This is a genomic window from Magnetospirillum aberrantis SpK (assembly GCF_011022235.1).
Lineage (GTDB): Bacteria > Pseudomonadota > Alphaproteobacteria > Rhodospirillales > Magnetospirillaceae > Magnetospirillum > Magnetospirillum aberrantis.
In genome coordinates, this window is record NZ_JAAIYP010000003.1 from 1 (window position 1) to 14,706 (window position 14,706).

Below are 14,706 nucleotides of genomic sequence, written 5' to 3' on the forward strand. Positions count from 1 at the left end.
CCAGGTGCGCAACATCAAGCCGTCGTTCAAATGGGGGCTTTACGCGGCGATCGCCTATTCGGCGGTGGACACCTACGTCTTGCGGGGGCGGGCGCCGTGGACGCTGCACCATAAGCCCGACCACGAACAACTGAAGCCGGCGGCCGAGTGCCCCCGGATCGCCTATCCCAAGCCCGACGGGGTGGTGAGCTTCGACCGTCTGTCGTCGGTGTTCATCTCGAACACCAACCACGAGGAAAACCAGCCGGTGCACCTGAAGCTGGCCGACGAAGAGGCGGCGATCCGGGTCAACCTCGCGGTCTACGACGCACCCGAGCAACGCTATTGCCCGGCCGGCGTCTACGAGATCGTCGAGGGGCCACGGCTTCAGATCAACGCCCAGAATTGCCTGCACTGCAAGACCTGCGACATCAAGGACCCGAGCCAGAACATCAACTGGGTGGTGCCGGAAGGCGGCGGCGGACCGAACTATCCAAATATGTAAATTGCCGTCAGGCCGCCGCCTTCCTTCTTGCGCGTGATGCAGCCGGGTCTGCCCGGCTGCGGAGGCGGCCGCGGACCAAATTATCCAAATATGTGAGGGGTCATGAGCGAACACATCAACGTCACCACCGACAATGGCGTCCTGATCATTCGGATCGAACGCCCGGAAAAGAAGAACGCCCTGACCCAGGCCATGTATGCCGCTCTGGCCCAGGCGGTGGCCGAAGGTGATCGCGACGATTCGGTGCGGGTGATGATGTTCACCGGCAGCGGCGACGTCTTCACCGCCGGCAACGATCTGGGCGATTTCCTGACGGTGGACGACATCGAGGCCAGTCCGGCCGCCGATTTCCTGCGGGCGCTGGCGGCGACCGTCAAACCGGTGGTGGCCGCCGTCAACGGCACCGCCATCGGGATCGGCGCCACCATGCTGTTGCATTGCGATCTGGTGGTGGCGGCGGATGACGCACGGCTGCAATTCCCCTTCATCAACCTAGCCCTGGTGCCCGAGGCGGCCTCGTCTCTGTTGCTGCCGCGTCTGGTCGGACACATGCGCGCCGCCGAGTTGTTGATGCTGGGCGAACCGTTCGACGCGGCCTGTGCCCAGAGCATGGGGCTGGTCAACCGGGTGGTGCCGGCCGACCGGGTGGTGGCAACGGCATCGCAGTTGGCGGCCAAGCTGGCCGACAAGCCGGCGGCGGCACTTCGTCTGACCAAGGCGCTGATGAAAGGCGAGGACAAGGGCGTCGCCGCCCGGTTCTCCATCGAATTCGACGCTTTCAGCCGCTGTCTGCGTTCGCCCGAACTAAAGGAGGCCGTGGCTGCCTTCTTCGAGCGGCGGCAACCCGATTTCCGCTCGCTCTGAGAGAGGGGCCGCGACCACCCGGTCGCGGCCGCCGTGCTTGGCCTGATAGAGCGCTTGGTCGGCGCGTTTCAGAGCCGCGTCGATACCGTCTTCATCGGAGGCCATTTCTGCGCAACCGACGCTGATGGTCACCTTCAGCGCTTCGTCGTCGGGGCGGATGTCCAGGCGAGCGATGGCGGCGCGCATGCGCTCGCCGATCTCCATCGCCTCGGCGATGCCGGCGCCGACCGCCAACAGGGCGAATTCCTCGCCTCCGGTGCGGGCCAGGACGTCGCTGTCGCGTGCGCAGCCGCGCAATTGTGCCGCTACCGCCCTCAACACCTGGTCGCCCACATCGTGGCCGAACTGGTCGTTGATACGCTTGAAATGGTCCACGTCCATCATCAGTGCCGACAGGCGACCGCGCCGCATCGTCTCGATTTCCGCGCGGTCGAAGAAATAGCGGCGGTTGGCCAGTCCGGTCAAGGAATCGGTGGTGGCCTTGCGTTCGAGCGCGCGTTCCAGGCGAAAGGCCCGCTTGTGGCTTTGTTCCAAAAGGTGGCAGACCAGCGCGCACATGATCGCCGCCATACCCAGGAAGGCGTCCACCTCAAGCACGGCGGTCAGCGGCCGGCCGCCGGACAACAGAACTACGGTGGGAACCAGCACGAGCGCCGCGATGGTGAAACCGGCAGAGCGGACCGAGGGCGACATGCCGACGGCGGCGATGAACAAGGTGATCAGGCCGGGGACATGCCGCGCCGGCACGCTGTCGAGCAACATGATCTCGGCCATCATCCAGGCGCCGACGCAACCGCCGATGCCCACCACCCAGGCCAGTCCGTCATGGCCGCGCGGCACGAAGGTCAGTCCGATGCCGGTCAACAGCACGCCCGACCACAACCCGCGCAACGGCATGGTCCGGTCGAGGTCGAGCCCGGACCACACGTCGAACAGCAAAAAGAGAGAGTTGAACAACAAGCCCGCCAAGAAACCGGCACGGATGATGGAAAGCGCCTGGGTCCTGCGCCGTGCAATGTAGTTTTCGTATTCTATGTTCGACAGCAATTCAGACCGTTCCAGGTTTTCGTTGCCTCGATATCCTATATATAGGTGAAGCCTTGATCAATTGATGTGCGGTGCACAAGGTGGCTTATTATACTTATGATACGGAAGGGCGCGTCGTCGCACAGGGGGGCTGCGCGGAATTCGCTTCCCTTGTGCCCATTAAAACGTCTATGGTCCGCCCCGTTCAATCGCTGGAGGCTCGCACGTCTCTTGAGAGAGACGCTGCCATTGGTTGGGGCGGGCAAGACGCCGCCCCCCGCGAGGACGCTTCTTCCTCTTGACCTCCTCCCGCATCAAACATAGCCGCTTGGTCCGATTTCCGGGCCGAGCCGCACCGTCTTTGTCATAAGGAAGTCCTTTGTCGTTCTCTGATCTCGCACTCCATCCCTTGGTTCTCAACGCTCTGGTCGAAGGCGGTTACGACCAGCCGACCCCGGTGCAGGCCGACGCCATTCCCCCGGCCCTTGACGGCCGCGACGTGCTGGCCACCGCCCAGACCGGCACCGGCAAGACCGCCGCTTTCCTGTTGCCGTCGCTGACCCGACTGGCCGCCAATCCGCCGGCCCCGCGCCGCGACGCCGCGACGCCGCGCGTCCTGGTGTTGGCGCCGACCCGCGAACTGGCCCGTCAGGTGCTGCAATCGGCGCGCAAGTACGGCAAGTACCTGCGCCTCAACACCGTGGAACTGGTCGGCGGTCTGCCCTATCGCGAACAGCTGCGCATGCTGTCGCGTCCGGTGGACATCATCGTCGCCACCCCCGGCCGTCTGCTTGACCATCTGGAGCGTCAGCGTCTCAACCTGTCCGAGGTCGAGGTGCTGATCCTGGACGAAGCCGACCGCATGCTCGACATGGGCTTCCTGGACGACGTGGAAAAGATCGCCGCCGCCTGCGCCCGTGATCGTCAGACCCTGTTGTTCACCGCCACCTTGGATCGCCGCATGGCCAAGCTGGCCGAGGGGCTGTTGCAGAATCCGGTCCGCGTCGAGGTGGCCCACACCGCTTCCGCCGTCAAGATCGAGCAGCGTCTGCACCATGCCGACGACCTGGAGCACAAGCGCCAGCTTCTGAACCACTTCGTCAACCTGCCCGAGGTGGAAAAGGCCATCGTCTTCACCGCCACCAAGCGCGACGCCGACACCCTGGCCCGCGACCTGTGGCAGGCCGGCCACGCCGCCGGCGCCCTGCATGGCGACATGAACCAGGGCCAGCGCAACCGCACCATCGAGCAGTTGCGCACCGGCCGTATCCGCCTGTTGGTGGCCACCGACGTCGCGGCGCGCGGCATCGACATCAAGGACGTGACCCACGTCATCAACTTCGACCTGCCGCGTCAGCCCGAGGATTACGTGCACCGCATCGGCCGCACTGGCCGTGCCGGTGCCGAGGGCGTGGCCATCTCGTTCGCCGGCAAGGTCGATCGCGATGCGCTGTTCCGGATCGAGCGTTACACCAAATCCGCCATGGAGGTGCATGTGGTGCCGGGGCTGGAACCCCGCCGTCCCATCGCCACCGGCCCGGCCGCCCGTCCCCAGGGTCCCCGGCGGTTCCGTCCCAATGGCGGCCCCAACGGCGCTTCCAACGGCGCGCCGGGTGGCGGCAAGTGGAACCGTTCGGGCGGTCAGTCCCAAGGCGGCGGTCAGCACCGTTCCGGTCATGGTGGCGGCCACAAAACGGCCGCCTACGCTGGCAAGTAGGTCGGCCCATGGACGAGATGCTGGAACAACGGCTGATCGAGCTGGAAACCCGCATCGCCTATTACGAGCGCATGGCCGAGGACTTGTCCTCGGTCATCGCCGACCAGGGCAATCTTATCGACGTCCTGAACGAGCGGGTACGGCGCCTGACCGGGCGGTTGCGTGAAGTGGAAAGCGGCTGGGACCGCTCGCCCCAGGACGACAAGCCGCCGCCGCATTACTGATGGACGGCTATTTCGTCTACGTCCTGCTCAATCCCGCCGGCATCGCCTATACCGGGATCGCCCGCGACGTGGTTTCCCGCCTTGCCGCCCATAATGCCGGCAAGGGCGCGCGTTTCACCCGTGGGCGCGGGCCGTGGCGGGTGATCCACTCCGAAGGTCCCATGTCTCACGGCGACGCGCTTCGGCGCGAGATGGCGGTCAAACGCGACCGCCTTTTCAAAGCGCGGTTGAAACGACAAAACGCCTGAATTTCAGCCGATCGGCGGGCCGAACACCAAGGTGACGTCGCCGGGCAGGATCGCCCGGTCGCGGCCGCCGCGCTTGGCCTGGTACATGCGCTGGTCGGCGGCTTCCACCAGTTCCGGCCAGTCCTTGGCGTTGTCGGCGGTCCGTTCGGCCACACCGATGGATGCGGTCAGCGGCGAACCGTCGGGACGTAGACCGAAGCCGGCGTCGCGCAGGCGCTGCACCACGATGCGCGCCCCCTCGGCGTCGGTGTTGTTGAGGATGGCGACGAATTCCTCGCCGCCCCAGCGCACCAGCACGTCGCCCTTGCGCAGCCCGGACTTGAGCCGCTCCGCCAACCCCTTGAGCGCCCGGTCGCCTTCGTCGTGGCCGTAGGTGTCGTTGATCGACTTGAACTTGTCGAGGTCGAAGAACGCCACTGCCATGGGGGCATTCTGCAATGCCGCCAGCCGGAACAGAAGGTCCAGCGTCTCGCCACCGGAACGGCGGGTGTAGGCGCCGGTCAAGGGGTCGATCATGGCGCGGTTGACCAGCGCCGCCATGTAGTGCAACTGGCTCATGCCCGAGAACATGGCCACCCCCATCACCAACACCATCAGCCACAATTCGGGGCCGTGCTGGACCAGCGACAGGGTCTCGCCGTTCATGCCGTAGCCGACGATGGCGAAGGCGAAGGCGGGAATGGCGAACAGCAGCACCTCGAGCGCGGTCAGCGGAAAGATCGCCAGCCCGGCAAGCACGATATTAGGCATCAGTGCATAAAGCTTGGTCGCCAGCATGGCGAACGGGTCAAGCTGAAGCCCCGAGATGATGCGGATGGAAATCAGATAGAACACCGGCGGCACCAGCAGCATGGCCACCAGCATCAGGTCGGCCTGAAGCCGCGACTTGGTGGTGTTCCACGGCCAGGCCAGGGTCACGAATACCAGGGACGAGGCGAAGCGCATCAGCGTCATCTGCGCCCATTCCGGCCAGGGAAAGACGAACCAGTCGAGGATGGAGCACACCGGTACCAGCACGGCGAACAGCGCGGCCACCAACTGGACGCGCGATATGGTCACCGAGGCCGCGTGGCGGCGGATGTGGGTGGAATGGCGGAACGGCACCAACAGGTCGATGAACTGGTCCCAGGTGATCTTGATCGGCGCGAAGATGTGCGCCGCGAACGAGCGCCGAACCGGCGTCGCCTCTTCCACATTCATACCGGACATGAAACGTATTCCCCCCAACATCCGCAAGGCGCGGGCGCCAAACCTTAGTCCAGTTGAGGGGGTGGGAACAATGGGGCTGGCACCTGATTTCGAGGGTTTTCGCCCTGGCATGCGGCATGGTTGCCATGTTTCACGCACAGTTCAATCACCGGGCGGGATGTGGCGCTTGGCCCGAGCTTTGCGAGGGAGCGGGGGAACGGCGGCGACGGGGACAAGGATGTCGGAAAACTATCAACGGCTGATGATGGCCAGTGGCGGCGGTGACGATTTCGACCGTCATCTTTTTGCCTGCATCCTGGCAAAGGGGCTGGACGAGGCGCCGCGTCCGTTGCCTCGGGCGGTCGGGCTGGACGCGAAACAATTATGCGCCCTGCGCCAGACCTATTTCGATGGGGCGGCATGGCTGGACCTCGCGGCCAGCGGCCCGGTCGGCGACGACGCCTTGGAAGAGGACGACCTGCGCCGTCTGTTGGCCGACAACGCCACCCGGCCGGGCGATCCGGCGGCGTTGTGGCTGGCCGCCATGGTGGCGCGGCGGTCGCTGGCTCCGAACCATCTGTGGCAGGATTTGGGATTGCGTTCGCGCATTGACCTGTCGGGTTTGATGCGCCGACACTTTCAGCCGCTGGCGGAACGCAACGACCGCGACATGAAGTGGAAGAAGTTTTTCTATCGCCAGATGTGCGAGGCCGAGGGCGTCGTCATCTGCAAGTCGCCGGTGTGCGACACCTGTTCCGATTTCTCCCTGTGCTTTGGAGCCGAGGAATGATGCTGAGCGATTCCGATCTGGACCGCCTGTTCGCCGAGGACGTACCCTATGGCGACCTGACCACCCAAGCCCTGGGCATCGGCGCCCGGCCGGGGCGCATGGTGTTCCGCGCCCGTGCCGCCATGGTGGCGGCGGCCACCGAGGACGCGGCCCGCTTGATCGCGCGGGCGGGGGGGCAGGTGTCCCAGGTGGTGCCCAGTGGCACGTTGGCGGCTCCTGGCGAGGTCTTGCTGACCGCCGACGGTTCGGCGGCGGCGTTGCTGGCATCGTGGAAAGTGGCGCAAACCCTGGTCGAGGCGGCGTCGGGCATCGCCAGCGGCGCCCGTGCCCTGGTGGATGCGGCCCGTGCCGTCAACCCCGCCATCGTGGTGGCCTGTACCCGCAAGGCCTTTCCCGGTACCCGCGCTGTCGCGGTCAAGGCCATCGTGGCCGGTGGCGCCGTGCCCCATCGTCTTGGTCTGTCGGAAACCATCCTGGTGTTCCCCGAACATTGCGTCTTTCTGGGCGAGGAAAGTCTGGATTCGGCGTTGTCGCGGCTGCGCGCCCTTAGCCCGGAAAAGAAGGTGGTGGTCGAGGTCAAGGACGCCCAAGGCGCCATCGCCGCCGCCCAGGCCGGTGCCGACGTGGTGCAATTGGAAAAGTTCGCTCCCGATGCGGTGGCCGAGGTGGTGGCGTGTCTGGCCCGACTGGCCCCCCAGGTCAAGGTCGCCGCCGCCGGTGGCGTCAACGCCGGCAATGCTGCCACCTATGCCGATGCCGGTGCCCATGTCCTGGTCAGCACCGCGCCTTATCTGGCCCCGCCCAAGGACGTCGCTGTCGCCATTGAAGCGGTGGGCGCCATCGACGCGGCGGAATGAGATAGGGGGCTCCACGGACTTGCGGCTCGATGGGCTTTTAGATTAAGAATGCGAATGCGTCTTAATTGATGGTGTGTCGTGCCAGAATCGTTGTCGGTCGAACTTCAGGCTTCGGGAATACGTCCGACGCGGCAACGGGTCTTGCTGCTGGGATTGATCCGTCAGGGGGGCGCCCGCCACCTGTCGGCGGAGCAATTGTACCGCGAGGTCGGGCAGCAGGGGCTGCGGCTGTCGCTGGCGACCGTCTATAACGCGCTCAACCTGTTTTCCGGCGCGGGATTGCTTCGCCGGGTGGATGTCGGCGAACGCACATGGTTTTGCAGCAATCCCGACGACCATCATCACATGTTCGACGAGGCGACATCGGAATTGACCGACATCCCCGCTTCGTCGTTACGACTGGAGGGAACCCCCGATTTGCCCGACGGGACCGAGCATGTACGGACGGACGTGATCGTGCGGGTACGGAAGTTCAAGCTTTAGGCGGCTTTTGAGAATGGTTCTTAAATGTTTAAAAGCTGTTTTGTTTTCAAAAAGTTAGCTTGATTGCTGTGGCGACCTGTTGGCACACTGGCCGGGTTCCCGTTGCCAGGAGAAGTCCGCCATGCAAGGTATTCCCAGCGTCATTGAGCGGCTGAACAAGCTGTTGACCGGCGAATTGACCGCCGCCGACCAATATTTCATCCACTCCCGCATGTATCAGAACTGGGGCTTCGGCAAGCTCTACGAACGGCTTGAGCACGAGCGGGTCGAGGAGTTGGAGCACGCCGCCAAGCTGATCCAGCGCATCTTGTTCCTGGAAGGCGTGCCCGACGTTGCCTCGCGCGCGCCGTTGGCCATCGGTTCGGACGTTCCGTCCATGATCAAGAACGATCTGGCCTACGAGCTTCAGGTGGTCGCCGCCCTCAAGGAAGCCATCGCTCATTGCGAACAGGTCCAGGATTACGACACCCGCCGCCTGTTGGGCGAGTTGCTCGACGACACCGAGAACGATCACACCCATTGGCTGGAACAACAATTGTTCCTGATCAACGCCATGGGCTTGGCCAATTACGCCCAGTCCGCCGCCGGCGGCCTGTCGGGCCAATAAACGGGAGGACGACGCCATGAAAGGCGACAAGGACGTCATCGCGGCGCTGAACGGCCTGCTCAAGACCGAGCTGACCCTGATCAACCAATATTTCCTGCACGCCCGGATGCTGAAGAATTGGGGGGTGCGCGACCTGGGCAAGGCCGTCTACAAGGCGTCCATCAGCAAGATGAAATCGGCAGACGACCTGATCGAACGTATCTTGTTCCTTGAGGGGCTGCCCAACCTTCAGGATTTGGGCAAGCTCAGCATCGGTGAGACGGTGCCCGAGATCATTGCCGCCGATCTGGCCGCCGAACTGGCCGAACGCAACCAACTGGTGGCGGCGATCGCCCTGGCCGAAGCCCGGCAGGATTACCAGACCCGGCACGAATTGGCGGAAAACCTGGAAAACGTTGAGGAATACGTCGATTGGCTGGAAACCCAGCAAGGGCTGATCGACAGCATGGGATTGGGGAACTATCTGCAATCGGCCATGGGCGAGATCGAAGGCGCCTGATTGGCTTGGACACCCCTTTTCTTGACCAAAGTCACGGAAAGGGGTGTCCTTTCCCGGCACTCTGCATAGCAGGGAGGAGTGCCTTCGATGCAAGCTCCATGGGCGACACGTGACCATTTCAGGCGCGGCTGGCTTGGCCAGTTCGGCGCGCTGGTCGCCCTGTTCGGCTTCCTCTTCACCATCACCACGCCGGGTTTGGCCCTGGTCAACGTCGCCGGACAATCCGTCGCCGTTACCGGGATTCTTGGCGTTTACGTCTGTCACGCGCGGGGCGGCGGCCAAGCCGCCTTGCCGGGCGAGACACCCGCGTCCAGCGACGAATGCTGCCTGCTTTGCCAGGTGGCGCAGTTGGCCAACGGGGCGGTGCCGCCCCAACACTTCACTCTCCCCACCGAGAGCGCGGCAGCCATCCGTTTGTCCACTGGCGCCCAGGATCGGCGCGAAGGCGAGGCGTCCCGCCACGCCCAGGCTCGCGCTCCGCCCCAGGCCTGATCCCCCCTTCGTTTTTCCCCTTGATCTGTTCGTCTTAAGGATTGGTCTTCGGCTTCGCCAAGGGTGGCGCCATGGACGGATCCAACGGTTTGCCCGCCTTGAGCGCGCGTAACAAGGTCATCGCCTCGGCACCGTCCCAGGCGGCAGGACCGACGAAACGCGCAACCTCACGTCCGGCCGCATCCACCAGCAAGGTGGTCGGCAGGACGGGAACGCCCAACACTTCACCGGCCTTGCGTTCGTAATCCACGTGCACGGCCAAGTTCCCGATGCCCAGGCGGGCATAGGTGTTGACGGCGCCGACCGCGCCGGAACGGTCCAGACACAGCGCCATCACGGCGACGCCTTCGGGCTCGATCTGGGGTTTCAGGCGGTCGAGCGCCGGCAATTCGGCGACACAGGGCAGGCACCAGCTTGCCCACAGGTTCATCAGGACGGGGCGACCGCGAAAGCCGTCCAGTCCCGCCGGGCGGCCTTCGTTGTCGCGGATGTCGAGCGCCGGCAGCGGGCGGGGTTCGGCATGGACGAACAATCCCTGTTGTGCCTTGGCGGCCTGTGCCGCGACAGGGGACAGGGTGCTTGCCCCCAAGGTGGCGAGGCCGGTCAGCAAAAGGCGGCGGCGGTTCATTTCTCCAGCACCTCCATCAGGCGGGCGGCCACTTCGTCGGGTTCCGAACGATGGCCCAGTTTGGCAAGGAAACGGCCCTGGCGATCCATGATGAAGATGCCGGCCGAATGATCGACGAAATAGCTGTTGGGATCGTTGGCATCCATGGGCGGATTGAGGACGTAGCGCACGCGGAACGCCTTGGCCGCGGCGTCCACCGCTTCCTGGTTGCCGGTCAGGCCGACCATGGTCGGGCTGAAGGCTTCGACGTATTCGCGCAGATGCGCCACCGAGTCGCGGCGGGGATCGACGGTCACGAAGATCGGCACCACCTCGGACGCCTTGTCTCCCAACAGGTCCATGGTGCCGGCCATGGTGTTCAGCGTGGTCGGGCAGATGTCGGGACAGAAGGTGTATCCAAAGGTCATCAGGCGGATCTTGCCGTCGTAGCTGGCTTCGCTGACGGCGTTCCCCCGTTGGTCCACCAGGTTGAACCGTCCGGTGACCTCGGCGGCCGGCGCGGCGGCGCAGGTCAGGACGAGAACCGCGAGCGCGGCGAGCAATCTTTTCATCTTTTCCCCCTTCGAGACGGGAACCGTTGTTGAGCAACATTAGACCATCCCCGGCCCCGCGAGGAATTGACCAAGGTCACGGTTGGCGCAGGACGAAAGGAGCATCCTCGTCGGCGAAGTGTTGGAGTTCCTCTTCGATTATCTTTTAACAGTTCGAAGGTGGGGAAAATGAATAGAAGCATGAAGCTGGCGACCTTGCTCGCAACGGCGAGCTTTGGCGTCCTGGCGGCCGCGAGTGCGTGGTCCGCCGAGAGCCTGCAAGACGTGATGAAGCGTCGCGGGCTCAATGAGAAGGATGTTCTTGCCGCCGCCAAGACCTATACGCCTACCGGCAAGCGCGACGAATTCCTTGTGTTCTCCTCGGGCGGTCAGAGCGGTCAGGTTCTCGTCTACGGCATCCCGTCGATGCGTATCCTCAAGTACATCGGCGTGTTCACCCCCGAGCCCTGGCAGGGCTACGGCTATGACGACGAATCCAAGCGCATCCTGGATGAAGGTTCGTCGATCGACGGCCGTAAGGTGCTGTTCGGCGACACCCACCATCCGGCTCTCTCGGAGACGGACGGCGATTACGACGGTCAGTACTTGTTCATCAACGACAAGAACTTCCCGCGTGTCGCGGTCATCGACCTCAGGGACTTCGAGACCAAGCAGATCGTCAAGAACCCGATCCTGAAGTCCGAACACGGTGGCACCTTCGTGTCGCCCAACACCGACTACATCATCGAGGCTGCTCAGTATCCGGCACCGTTGGAAGACGATTTCGTGCCGCTGGAGCAGTTCAACGAGAAGTATCGCGGTGCGGTCACCTATTGGAGGTTCAACCGCGAGAAGGGCCGGATCGAACCCGAGAACTCGTTCTCGATCGAACTGCCGCCCTACAGCCAGGATCTGTCCGACTTCGGTAAGGGCCCGTCGGACGGCTGGTCGTTCACCAACTCCTTCTGCTCGGAACGCTATGTCGGCGGTATCGAGCGCGGCCGTCCGCCGTTCGAAGCGGGTTGCTCGGCCAAGGACACCGACTTCCTTCATGTGGTGAACTGGAAGAAGGCGGAAGAGCTGTTCAAGGCCGGCAAGGGCAAGAAGATCAACGGCCATGTCGTGATCGATCTGGCCACGTCGGTCAAGGAAGGCGTGCTGTTCCTGATCCCCGAGCCGAAGTCGCCGCACGGCGTCGATGTCACTCCCGACGGCAAGCTGATCACCGTCTCGGGCAAGCTGGACAGCCACACCACCGTCTATTCGTTCGACAAGATCATGGCCCAGGTCAAGGCCGGCAAGTTCTCGGGTAAGGACGAATACGGCGTGCCGATCATCGACATGGCGTCGGTGGTGCACAAGCAGGTGGAACTGGGCCTCGGCCCGCTTCATACCCAGTATGACGCCAAGCCCTGCGTGGCCTATACCTCGCTCTACGTGGATTCGATGCTGGCCAAGTGGGACTATTGCGAAGGCAAGGTCCTGGACAAGATCTCGATCCACTACAACATCGGCCACTTGATGGCGATGGAAGGCGACACCGTCCATCCCAAGGGCAAGTACGTGGTGGCGCTGAACAAGCTGGCCATCGACCGCTTCAACCCGGTCGGCCCGCTGCATCCGCAGAACCATCAGCTGATCGACGCGTCCAACGACAAGATGCAGTTGCTCTATGACATGCCGCTGCCGCTGGGCGAGCCGCACTACGCGGTTGCCATCTCCGCCGACAAGCTGAAGCCGCATATCCGCTACCCGCACGGCACCGACTCGCGGACCGAGGAAAAGCATCCCGCGTCCGTCCGCGCCGGCTCCGAGCGTATCGAGCGGAAGCCCGGCAAGGTCGAGGTGTTCGGTTCGGTGATCCGGTCGCACATCACCCCGGAAATCATCGAGGTGACCGAAGGCGACGAAGTCACCGTGCACCTGACCAACCTGGAGCGTGCTCAGGACGAAACCCACGGCTTCGCCGTGTCCAAGCACAACGTCAACCTGTCGCTCGAACCGGGCAAGACGGCTTCCGCCACCTTCAAGGCCAACAAGGCCGGCGTGTATCCGTACTACTGCACCGAGTTCTGCTCGGCGCTGCACCTTGAGATGGAAGGCTACCTGCTGGTTCAGCCGGCCAACTATAAGGCCGCGGAGACCGCCAAGGCCAAGGAAGGCGTCGCCTATACCCAGAAGGACTACGACGGCCGCGTGAAGGCCAACGTCGATACCCAAAAGGTCATCGACAGCGTGGTCGGCTACATCACCAGCGTCAACTACAAGGACTTCCCGCCTGTGGTCGCCCTGGTCGAGGACGCCACCGATCAGCTGAACTTCGCCAAGGGCGCCAAGGAAAAGTCGGAAGACTTCGCCAAGAAGGCCGATTGGCAGAACGCCATGCTGTGGGCGGAACAGTGGTTCCAGTACCAGGTCAAGGCCGCCGACATCGGTCTGCGTGCCAAGACCTACCTCGAGCAGCACGGGGCCAAGAAGGTCCAGTAAACCTCGAGAACACAGTCACCGTTTGACGGCGGGGGGCGGAGCGATCCGTCCCCCGTTTGTCAAAGAACCAGGAGGACGTGATGCAGATCAAATTCGTGCGACGGTCAATCGCCGTGGCCTCCCTGCTGGGAGCCATGGCCGCCGCGCCGGCCCTCGCCGCCGACGGCAAGCAATTGTATGAGGAAAAAGGCTGTTCCGCCTGTCACGGCGAAGACGCCGCGACGCCGCTGCAAGAGGGCTATCCCCGCCTTGCCGGCCAGAACCCGGATTACCTGTTCAACCAGTTGAAGGACATCAAGTCCGGGGCGCGGGCCAACGGCCAGACCACCGACACCATGAAGCCCATGGTCGAGGAGATGGAGGAGGGCGACATGCGCGCTCTCGCCGACTTTCTCGCCACGCTGCCGCGCCCCAAGACCGCTGACGCGGGGCATCCGGCCAAGAAGCTCTATACCACAAAGACCTGTATCGCCTGCCACGGCAAGGACGGCGCAAAGCCGATCCTGAAGACCTATCCGGCGCTGGCCGGCCAGGACAAGGCCTACCTGATCGCCCAGGCCAAGGACATCCAGTCCTCGACCCGCACCAACGGCGGGTCCAACGCCATGCAGCCGGTCATGCATCTGGTCAGCGACGAAGATTTGGCGGCGATCGCCGATTTCTTAGCCAACGTCAAGTGACGACGGGGGCAGGGGGGATAAGATTTATCTAAAGAATTCGAAGTCTGGAGAGCGCATTATGAAGACCATTTTCAAGGCGATGGCGGTCACGCTGGTTGCTACGGCCGCCTTGGGAACCGCCTGGGCTGGTCCGATGGACAAGCCTAAGCAGGGCAAGCTTCTGGGGGACAAGGATTACGAGTGGAACGCCAATGGCGGCGAGAAGGACGAGGCCGAACACCTCACTCCCGACCTTGCCAACGGCCGTGAGGTCTACGAAGTGTGTGCCGCCTGCCACCTGCCGGAAGGCTGGGGTCAGACCGACGGTACCTTCCCGCAGCTTGCCGGCCAGCACCCCAAGGTGATCATCAAGCAATTGGCCGACATCCGCGCTCTGAACCGCGACAACCCGACCATGTATCCCTTCGCATTGCCCGACCAGATCGGTGGTCCGCAGGCCATCGCCGACGTCTCGGCCTACATCCAGAAGCTCAAGATGAACCCCGAACCGGGCATGGGCGACGGCAGCGACCTTGAACACGGCAAGAAGCTGTACAAGGAAAATTGCGCCCGCTGCCACGGTGACCACGGTCAGGGTGACAACGATAAGTACTATCCGCGTCTGGAAGGCCAGCACTACAACTACCTGATGCGCCAATACCAGTGGATCAAGGAAGGCAAGCGCCGCAACGCCAACCCGGACATGGTCAAGCAGATCCAGTGGATGACCGAGCGTGACACCAAGGCGGTGTTGGACTATGTCTCGCGCATCAAGCCGCCGGCCGATAAGATCGGCGTCAAGGGCTGGAAGAATCCTGATTTCGAATAAGTCCGTCCGGGACCGCCCGTTCCACGCGGACGGGCGGTCCACCTTTTCTTTCCGACATGCGAGGTTGCCATGCAATGCCAGGACAGGGGCCGTG

Annotated in this window: 18 protein-coding genes; 14 read left to right on the top strand and 4 right to left on the bottom strand. The window is 63.6% G+C overall.

Features of this window, described 5'->3' with window-relative positions; all coding sequences use genetic code 11:
• Together G4223_RS00470 and G4223_RS00475 are read left to right on the top strand one after the other, a co-directional pair.
• On the top strand, positions 1-484 hold a 484-nt coding region (locus tag G4223_RS00470), incomplete at its 5' end, for a 4Fe-4S dicluster domain-containing protein (protein WP_205762304.1).
• Between the two features lie 102 nt (positions 485-586).
• Entirely contained in the window at positions 587-1,348 is a 762-nt protein-coding gene (locus G4223_RS00475) for an enoyl-CoA hydratase (RefSeq protein ID WP_205762305.1), read from the top strand.
• Here G4223_RS00475 and G4223_RS00480 read toward each other — a convergent pair.
• Entirely contained in the window at positions 1,289-2,395 is a 1,107-nt protein-coding gene (locus G4223_RS00480) for a GGDEF domain-containing protein (protein ID WP_163673658.1), read from the bottom strand. The genes G4223_RS00475 and G4223_RS00480 overlap by 60 nt on opposite strands.
• A gap of 358 nt (positions 2,396-2,753) precedes the next feature.
• On the opposite strand from G4223_RS00480, the gene G4223_RS00485 reads away from it, so the two are divergent.
• From G4223_RS00485 to G4223_RS00495, 3 genes are read left to right on the top strand one after another with little or no spacing between them, the layout of a single operon-like run.
• Positions 2,754-4,091 (top strand): DEAD/DEAH box helicase, encoded by a 1,338-nt coding sequence (locus G4223_RS00485; protein ID WP_163673660.1) that lies wholly within the window; start codon positions 2,754-2,756, stop codon positions 4,089-4,091.
• A gap of 8 nt (positions 4,092-4,099) precedes the next feature.
• Positions 4,100-4,315 (top strand): SlyX family protein, encoded by a 216-nt coding sequence (locus G4223_RS00490; protein ID WP_163673662.1) that lies wholly within the window; start codon positions 4,100-4,102, stop codon positions 4,313-4,315.
• Positions 4,315-4,563 (top strand): GIY-YIG nuclease family protein, encoded by a 249-nt coding sequence (locus G4223_RS00495; protein WP_163673664.1) that lies wholly within the window; start codon positions 4,315-4,317, stop codon positions 4,561-4,563. The genes G4223_RS00490 and G4223_RS00495 overlap by 1 nt, the downstream gene beginning before the upstream one ends.
• Before the next feature lie 3 nt (positions 4,564-4,566).
• Here G4223_RS00495 and G4223_RS20160 read toward each other — a convergent pair whose 3' ends face one another.
• Positions 4,567-5,772, bottom strand: coding sequence for a GGDEF domain-containing protein (locus G4223_RS20160; protein WP_277394990.1), 1,206 nt, complete (start codon positions 5,770-5,772; stop codon positions 4,567-4,569).
• A gap of 217 nt (positions 5,773-5,989) precedes the next feature.
• Between G4223_RS20160 and G4223_RS00505 the strand changes: the two genes are divergently transcribed.
• The 6 genes from G4223_RS00505 to G4223_RS00530 all read left to right on the top strand — a co-directional run bounded on the left by G4223_RS00505 (position 5,990) and on the right by G4223_RS00530 (position 9,479).
• Positions 5,990-6,541, top strand: coding sequence for a nitrogen fixation protein NifQ (locus G4223_RS00505; RefSeq protein ID WP_163673666.1), 552 nt, complete (start codon positions 5,990-5,992; stop codon positions 6,539-6,541).
• Positions 6,538-7,398, top strand: a complete 861-nt coding sequence (gene modD / locus G4223_RS00510) for a ModD protein (protein WP_163673668.1) — start codon at positions 6,538-6,540, stop codon at positions 7,396-7,398. Before G4223_RS00505 ends, modD begins: the two co-directional genes overlap by 4 nt.
• Before the next feature lie 78 nt (positions 7,399-7,476).
• A complete protein-coding gene (locus G4223_RS00515) occupies positions 7,477-7,881 on the top strand; it encodes a transcriptional repressor (RefSeq protein ID WP_163673670.1) in 405 nt (134 codons plus the stop codon).
• A gap of 121 nt (positions 7,882-8,002) precedes the next feature.
• Positions 8,003-8,488 (top strand): bacterioferritin, encoded by a 486-nt coding sequence (gene bfr, locus G4223_RS00520; protein ID WP_163673672.1) that lies wholly within the window; start codon positions 8,003-8,005, stop codon positions 8,486-8,488.
• 16 nt (positions 8,489-8,504) lie between these two features.
• Entirely contained in the window at positions 8,505-8,987 is a 483-nt protein-coding gene (gene bfr, locus G4223_RS00525; RefSeq protein ID WP_163673674.1) for a bacterioferritin, read from the top strand.
• Positions 8,988-9,074: 87 nt separating this feature from the next.
• The gene (locus tag G4223_RS00530) at positions 9,075-9,479 is read left to right on the top strand and encodes a DUF2946 family protein (RefSeq protein WP_163673676.1); all 405 of its coding nucleotides are present in this window, start codon (positions 9,075-9,077) and stop codon (positions 9,477-9,479) included.
• A gap of 34 nt (positions 9,480-9,513) precedes the next feature.
• Here G4223_RS00530 and G4223_RS00535 read toward each other — a convergent pair whose 3' ends face one another.
• Both G4223_RS00535 and G4223_RS00540 read right to left on the bottom strand, forming a co-directional pair.
• Positions 9,514-10,107, bottom strand: coding sequence for a TlpA family protein disulfide reductase (locus G4223_RS00535; RefSeq protein ID WP_163673677.1), 594 nt, complete (start codon positions 10,105-10,107; stop codon positions 9,514-9,516).
• Positions 10,104-10,658 carry an SCO family protein gene (locus G4223_RS00540; protein ID WP_163673680.1) on the bottom strand — a complete coding sequence of 185 codons (555 nt, stop codon included), beginning with the start codon at positions 10,656-10,658 and terminating at the stop codon, positions 10,104-10,106. Before G4223_RS00540 ends, G4223_RS00535 begins: the two co-directional genes overlap by 4 nt.
• A 168-nt stretch (positions 10,659-10,826) precedes the next feature.
• On the opposite strand from G4223_RS00540, the gene nosZ reads away from it, so the two are divergent.
• From nosZ to G4223_RS00555, 3 genes are all read left to right on the top strand, one after another.
• Entirely contained in the window at positions 10,827-13,124 is a 2,298-nt protein-coding gene (gene nosZ / locus G4223_RS00545) for a Sec-dependent nitrous-oxide reductase (protein WP_163673681.1), read from the top strand.
• Positions 13,125-13,204: 80 nt separating this feature from the next.
• Entirely contained in the window at positions 13,205-13,804 is a 600-nt protein-coding gene (locus tag G4223_RS00550) for a c-type cytochrome (RefSeq protein WP_163673683.1), read from the top strand.
• Positions 13,805-13,862: 58 nt separating this feature from the next.
• Complete coding sequence (locus tag G4223_RS00555; RefSeq protein WP_163673685.1) at positions 13,863-14,612, top strand: c-type cytochrome; 750 nt, start codon at positions 13,863-13,865, stop codon at positions 14,610-14,612.
• The last annotated feature ends 94 nt before the right edge of the window (positions 14,613-14,706 follow it).

Excerpts from the sequence above, each read along its gene's own strand:
- G4223_RS00475 (WP_205762305.1), top strand. The coding sequence starts at position 587 with ATGAGCGAACACATCAACGTCACCACCGACAATGGCGTCCTGATCATT.
- G4223_RS00490 (WP_163673662.1), top strand. The coding sequence starts at position 4,100 with ATGGACGAGATGCTGGAACAACGGCTGATCGAGCTGGAAACCCGCATC.
- G4223_RS00495 (WP_163673664.1), top strand. The coding sequence starts at position 4,315 with ATGGACGGCTATTTCGTCTACGTCCTGCTCAATCCCGCCGGCATCGCC.
- G4223_RS20160 (WP_277394990.1), bottom strand. The coding sequence starts at position 5,772 with ATGTCCGGTATGAATGTGGAAGAGGCGACGCCGGTTCGGCGCTCGTTC.
- G4223_RS00505 (WP_163673666.1), top strand. The coding sequence starts at position 5,990 with ATGTCGGAAAACTATCAACGGCTGATGATGGCCAGTGGCGGCGGTGAC.
- modD (WP_163673668.1), top strand. The coding sequence starts at position 6,538 with ATGATGCTGAGCGATTCCGATCTGGACCGCCTGTTCGCCGAGGACGTA.
- bfr (WP_163673672.1), top strand. The coding sequence starts at position 8,003 with ATGCAAGGTATTCCCAGCGTCATTGAGCGGCTGAACAAGCTGTTGACC.
- bfr (WP_163673674.1), top strand. The coding sequence starts at position 8,505 with ATGAAAGGCGACAAGGACGTCATCGCGGCGCTGAACGGCCTGCTCAAG.
- G4223_RS00530 (WP_163673676.1), top strand. The coding sequence starts at position 9,075 with ATGCAAGCTCCATGGGCGACACGTGACCATTTCAGGCGCGGCTGGCTT.
- G4223_RS00535 (WP_163673677.1), bottom strand. The coding sequence starts at position 10,107 with ATGAACCGCCGCCGCCTTTTGCTGACCGGCCTCGCCACCTTGGGGGCA.
- G4223_RS00540 (WP_163673680.1), bottom strand. The coding sequence starts at position 10,658 with ATGAAAAGATTGCTCGCCGCGCTCGCGGTTCTCGTCCTGACCTGCGCC.
- nosZ (WP_163673681.1), top strand. The coding sequence starts at position 10,827 with ATGAATAGAAGCATGAAGCTGGCGACCTTGCTCGCAACGGCGAGCTTT.
- G4223_RS00550 (WP_163673683.1), top strand. The coding sequence starts at position 13,205 with ATGCAGATCAAATTCGTGCGACGGTCAATCGCCGTGGCCTCCCTGCTG.
- G4223_RS00555 (WP_163673685.1), top strand. The coding sequence starts at position 13,863 with ATGAAGACCATTTTCAAGGCGATGGCGGTCACGCTGGTTGCTACGGCC.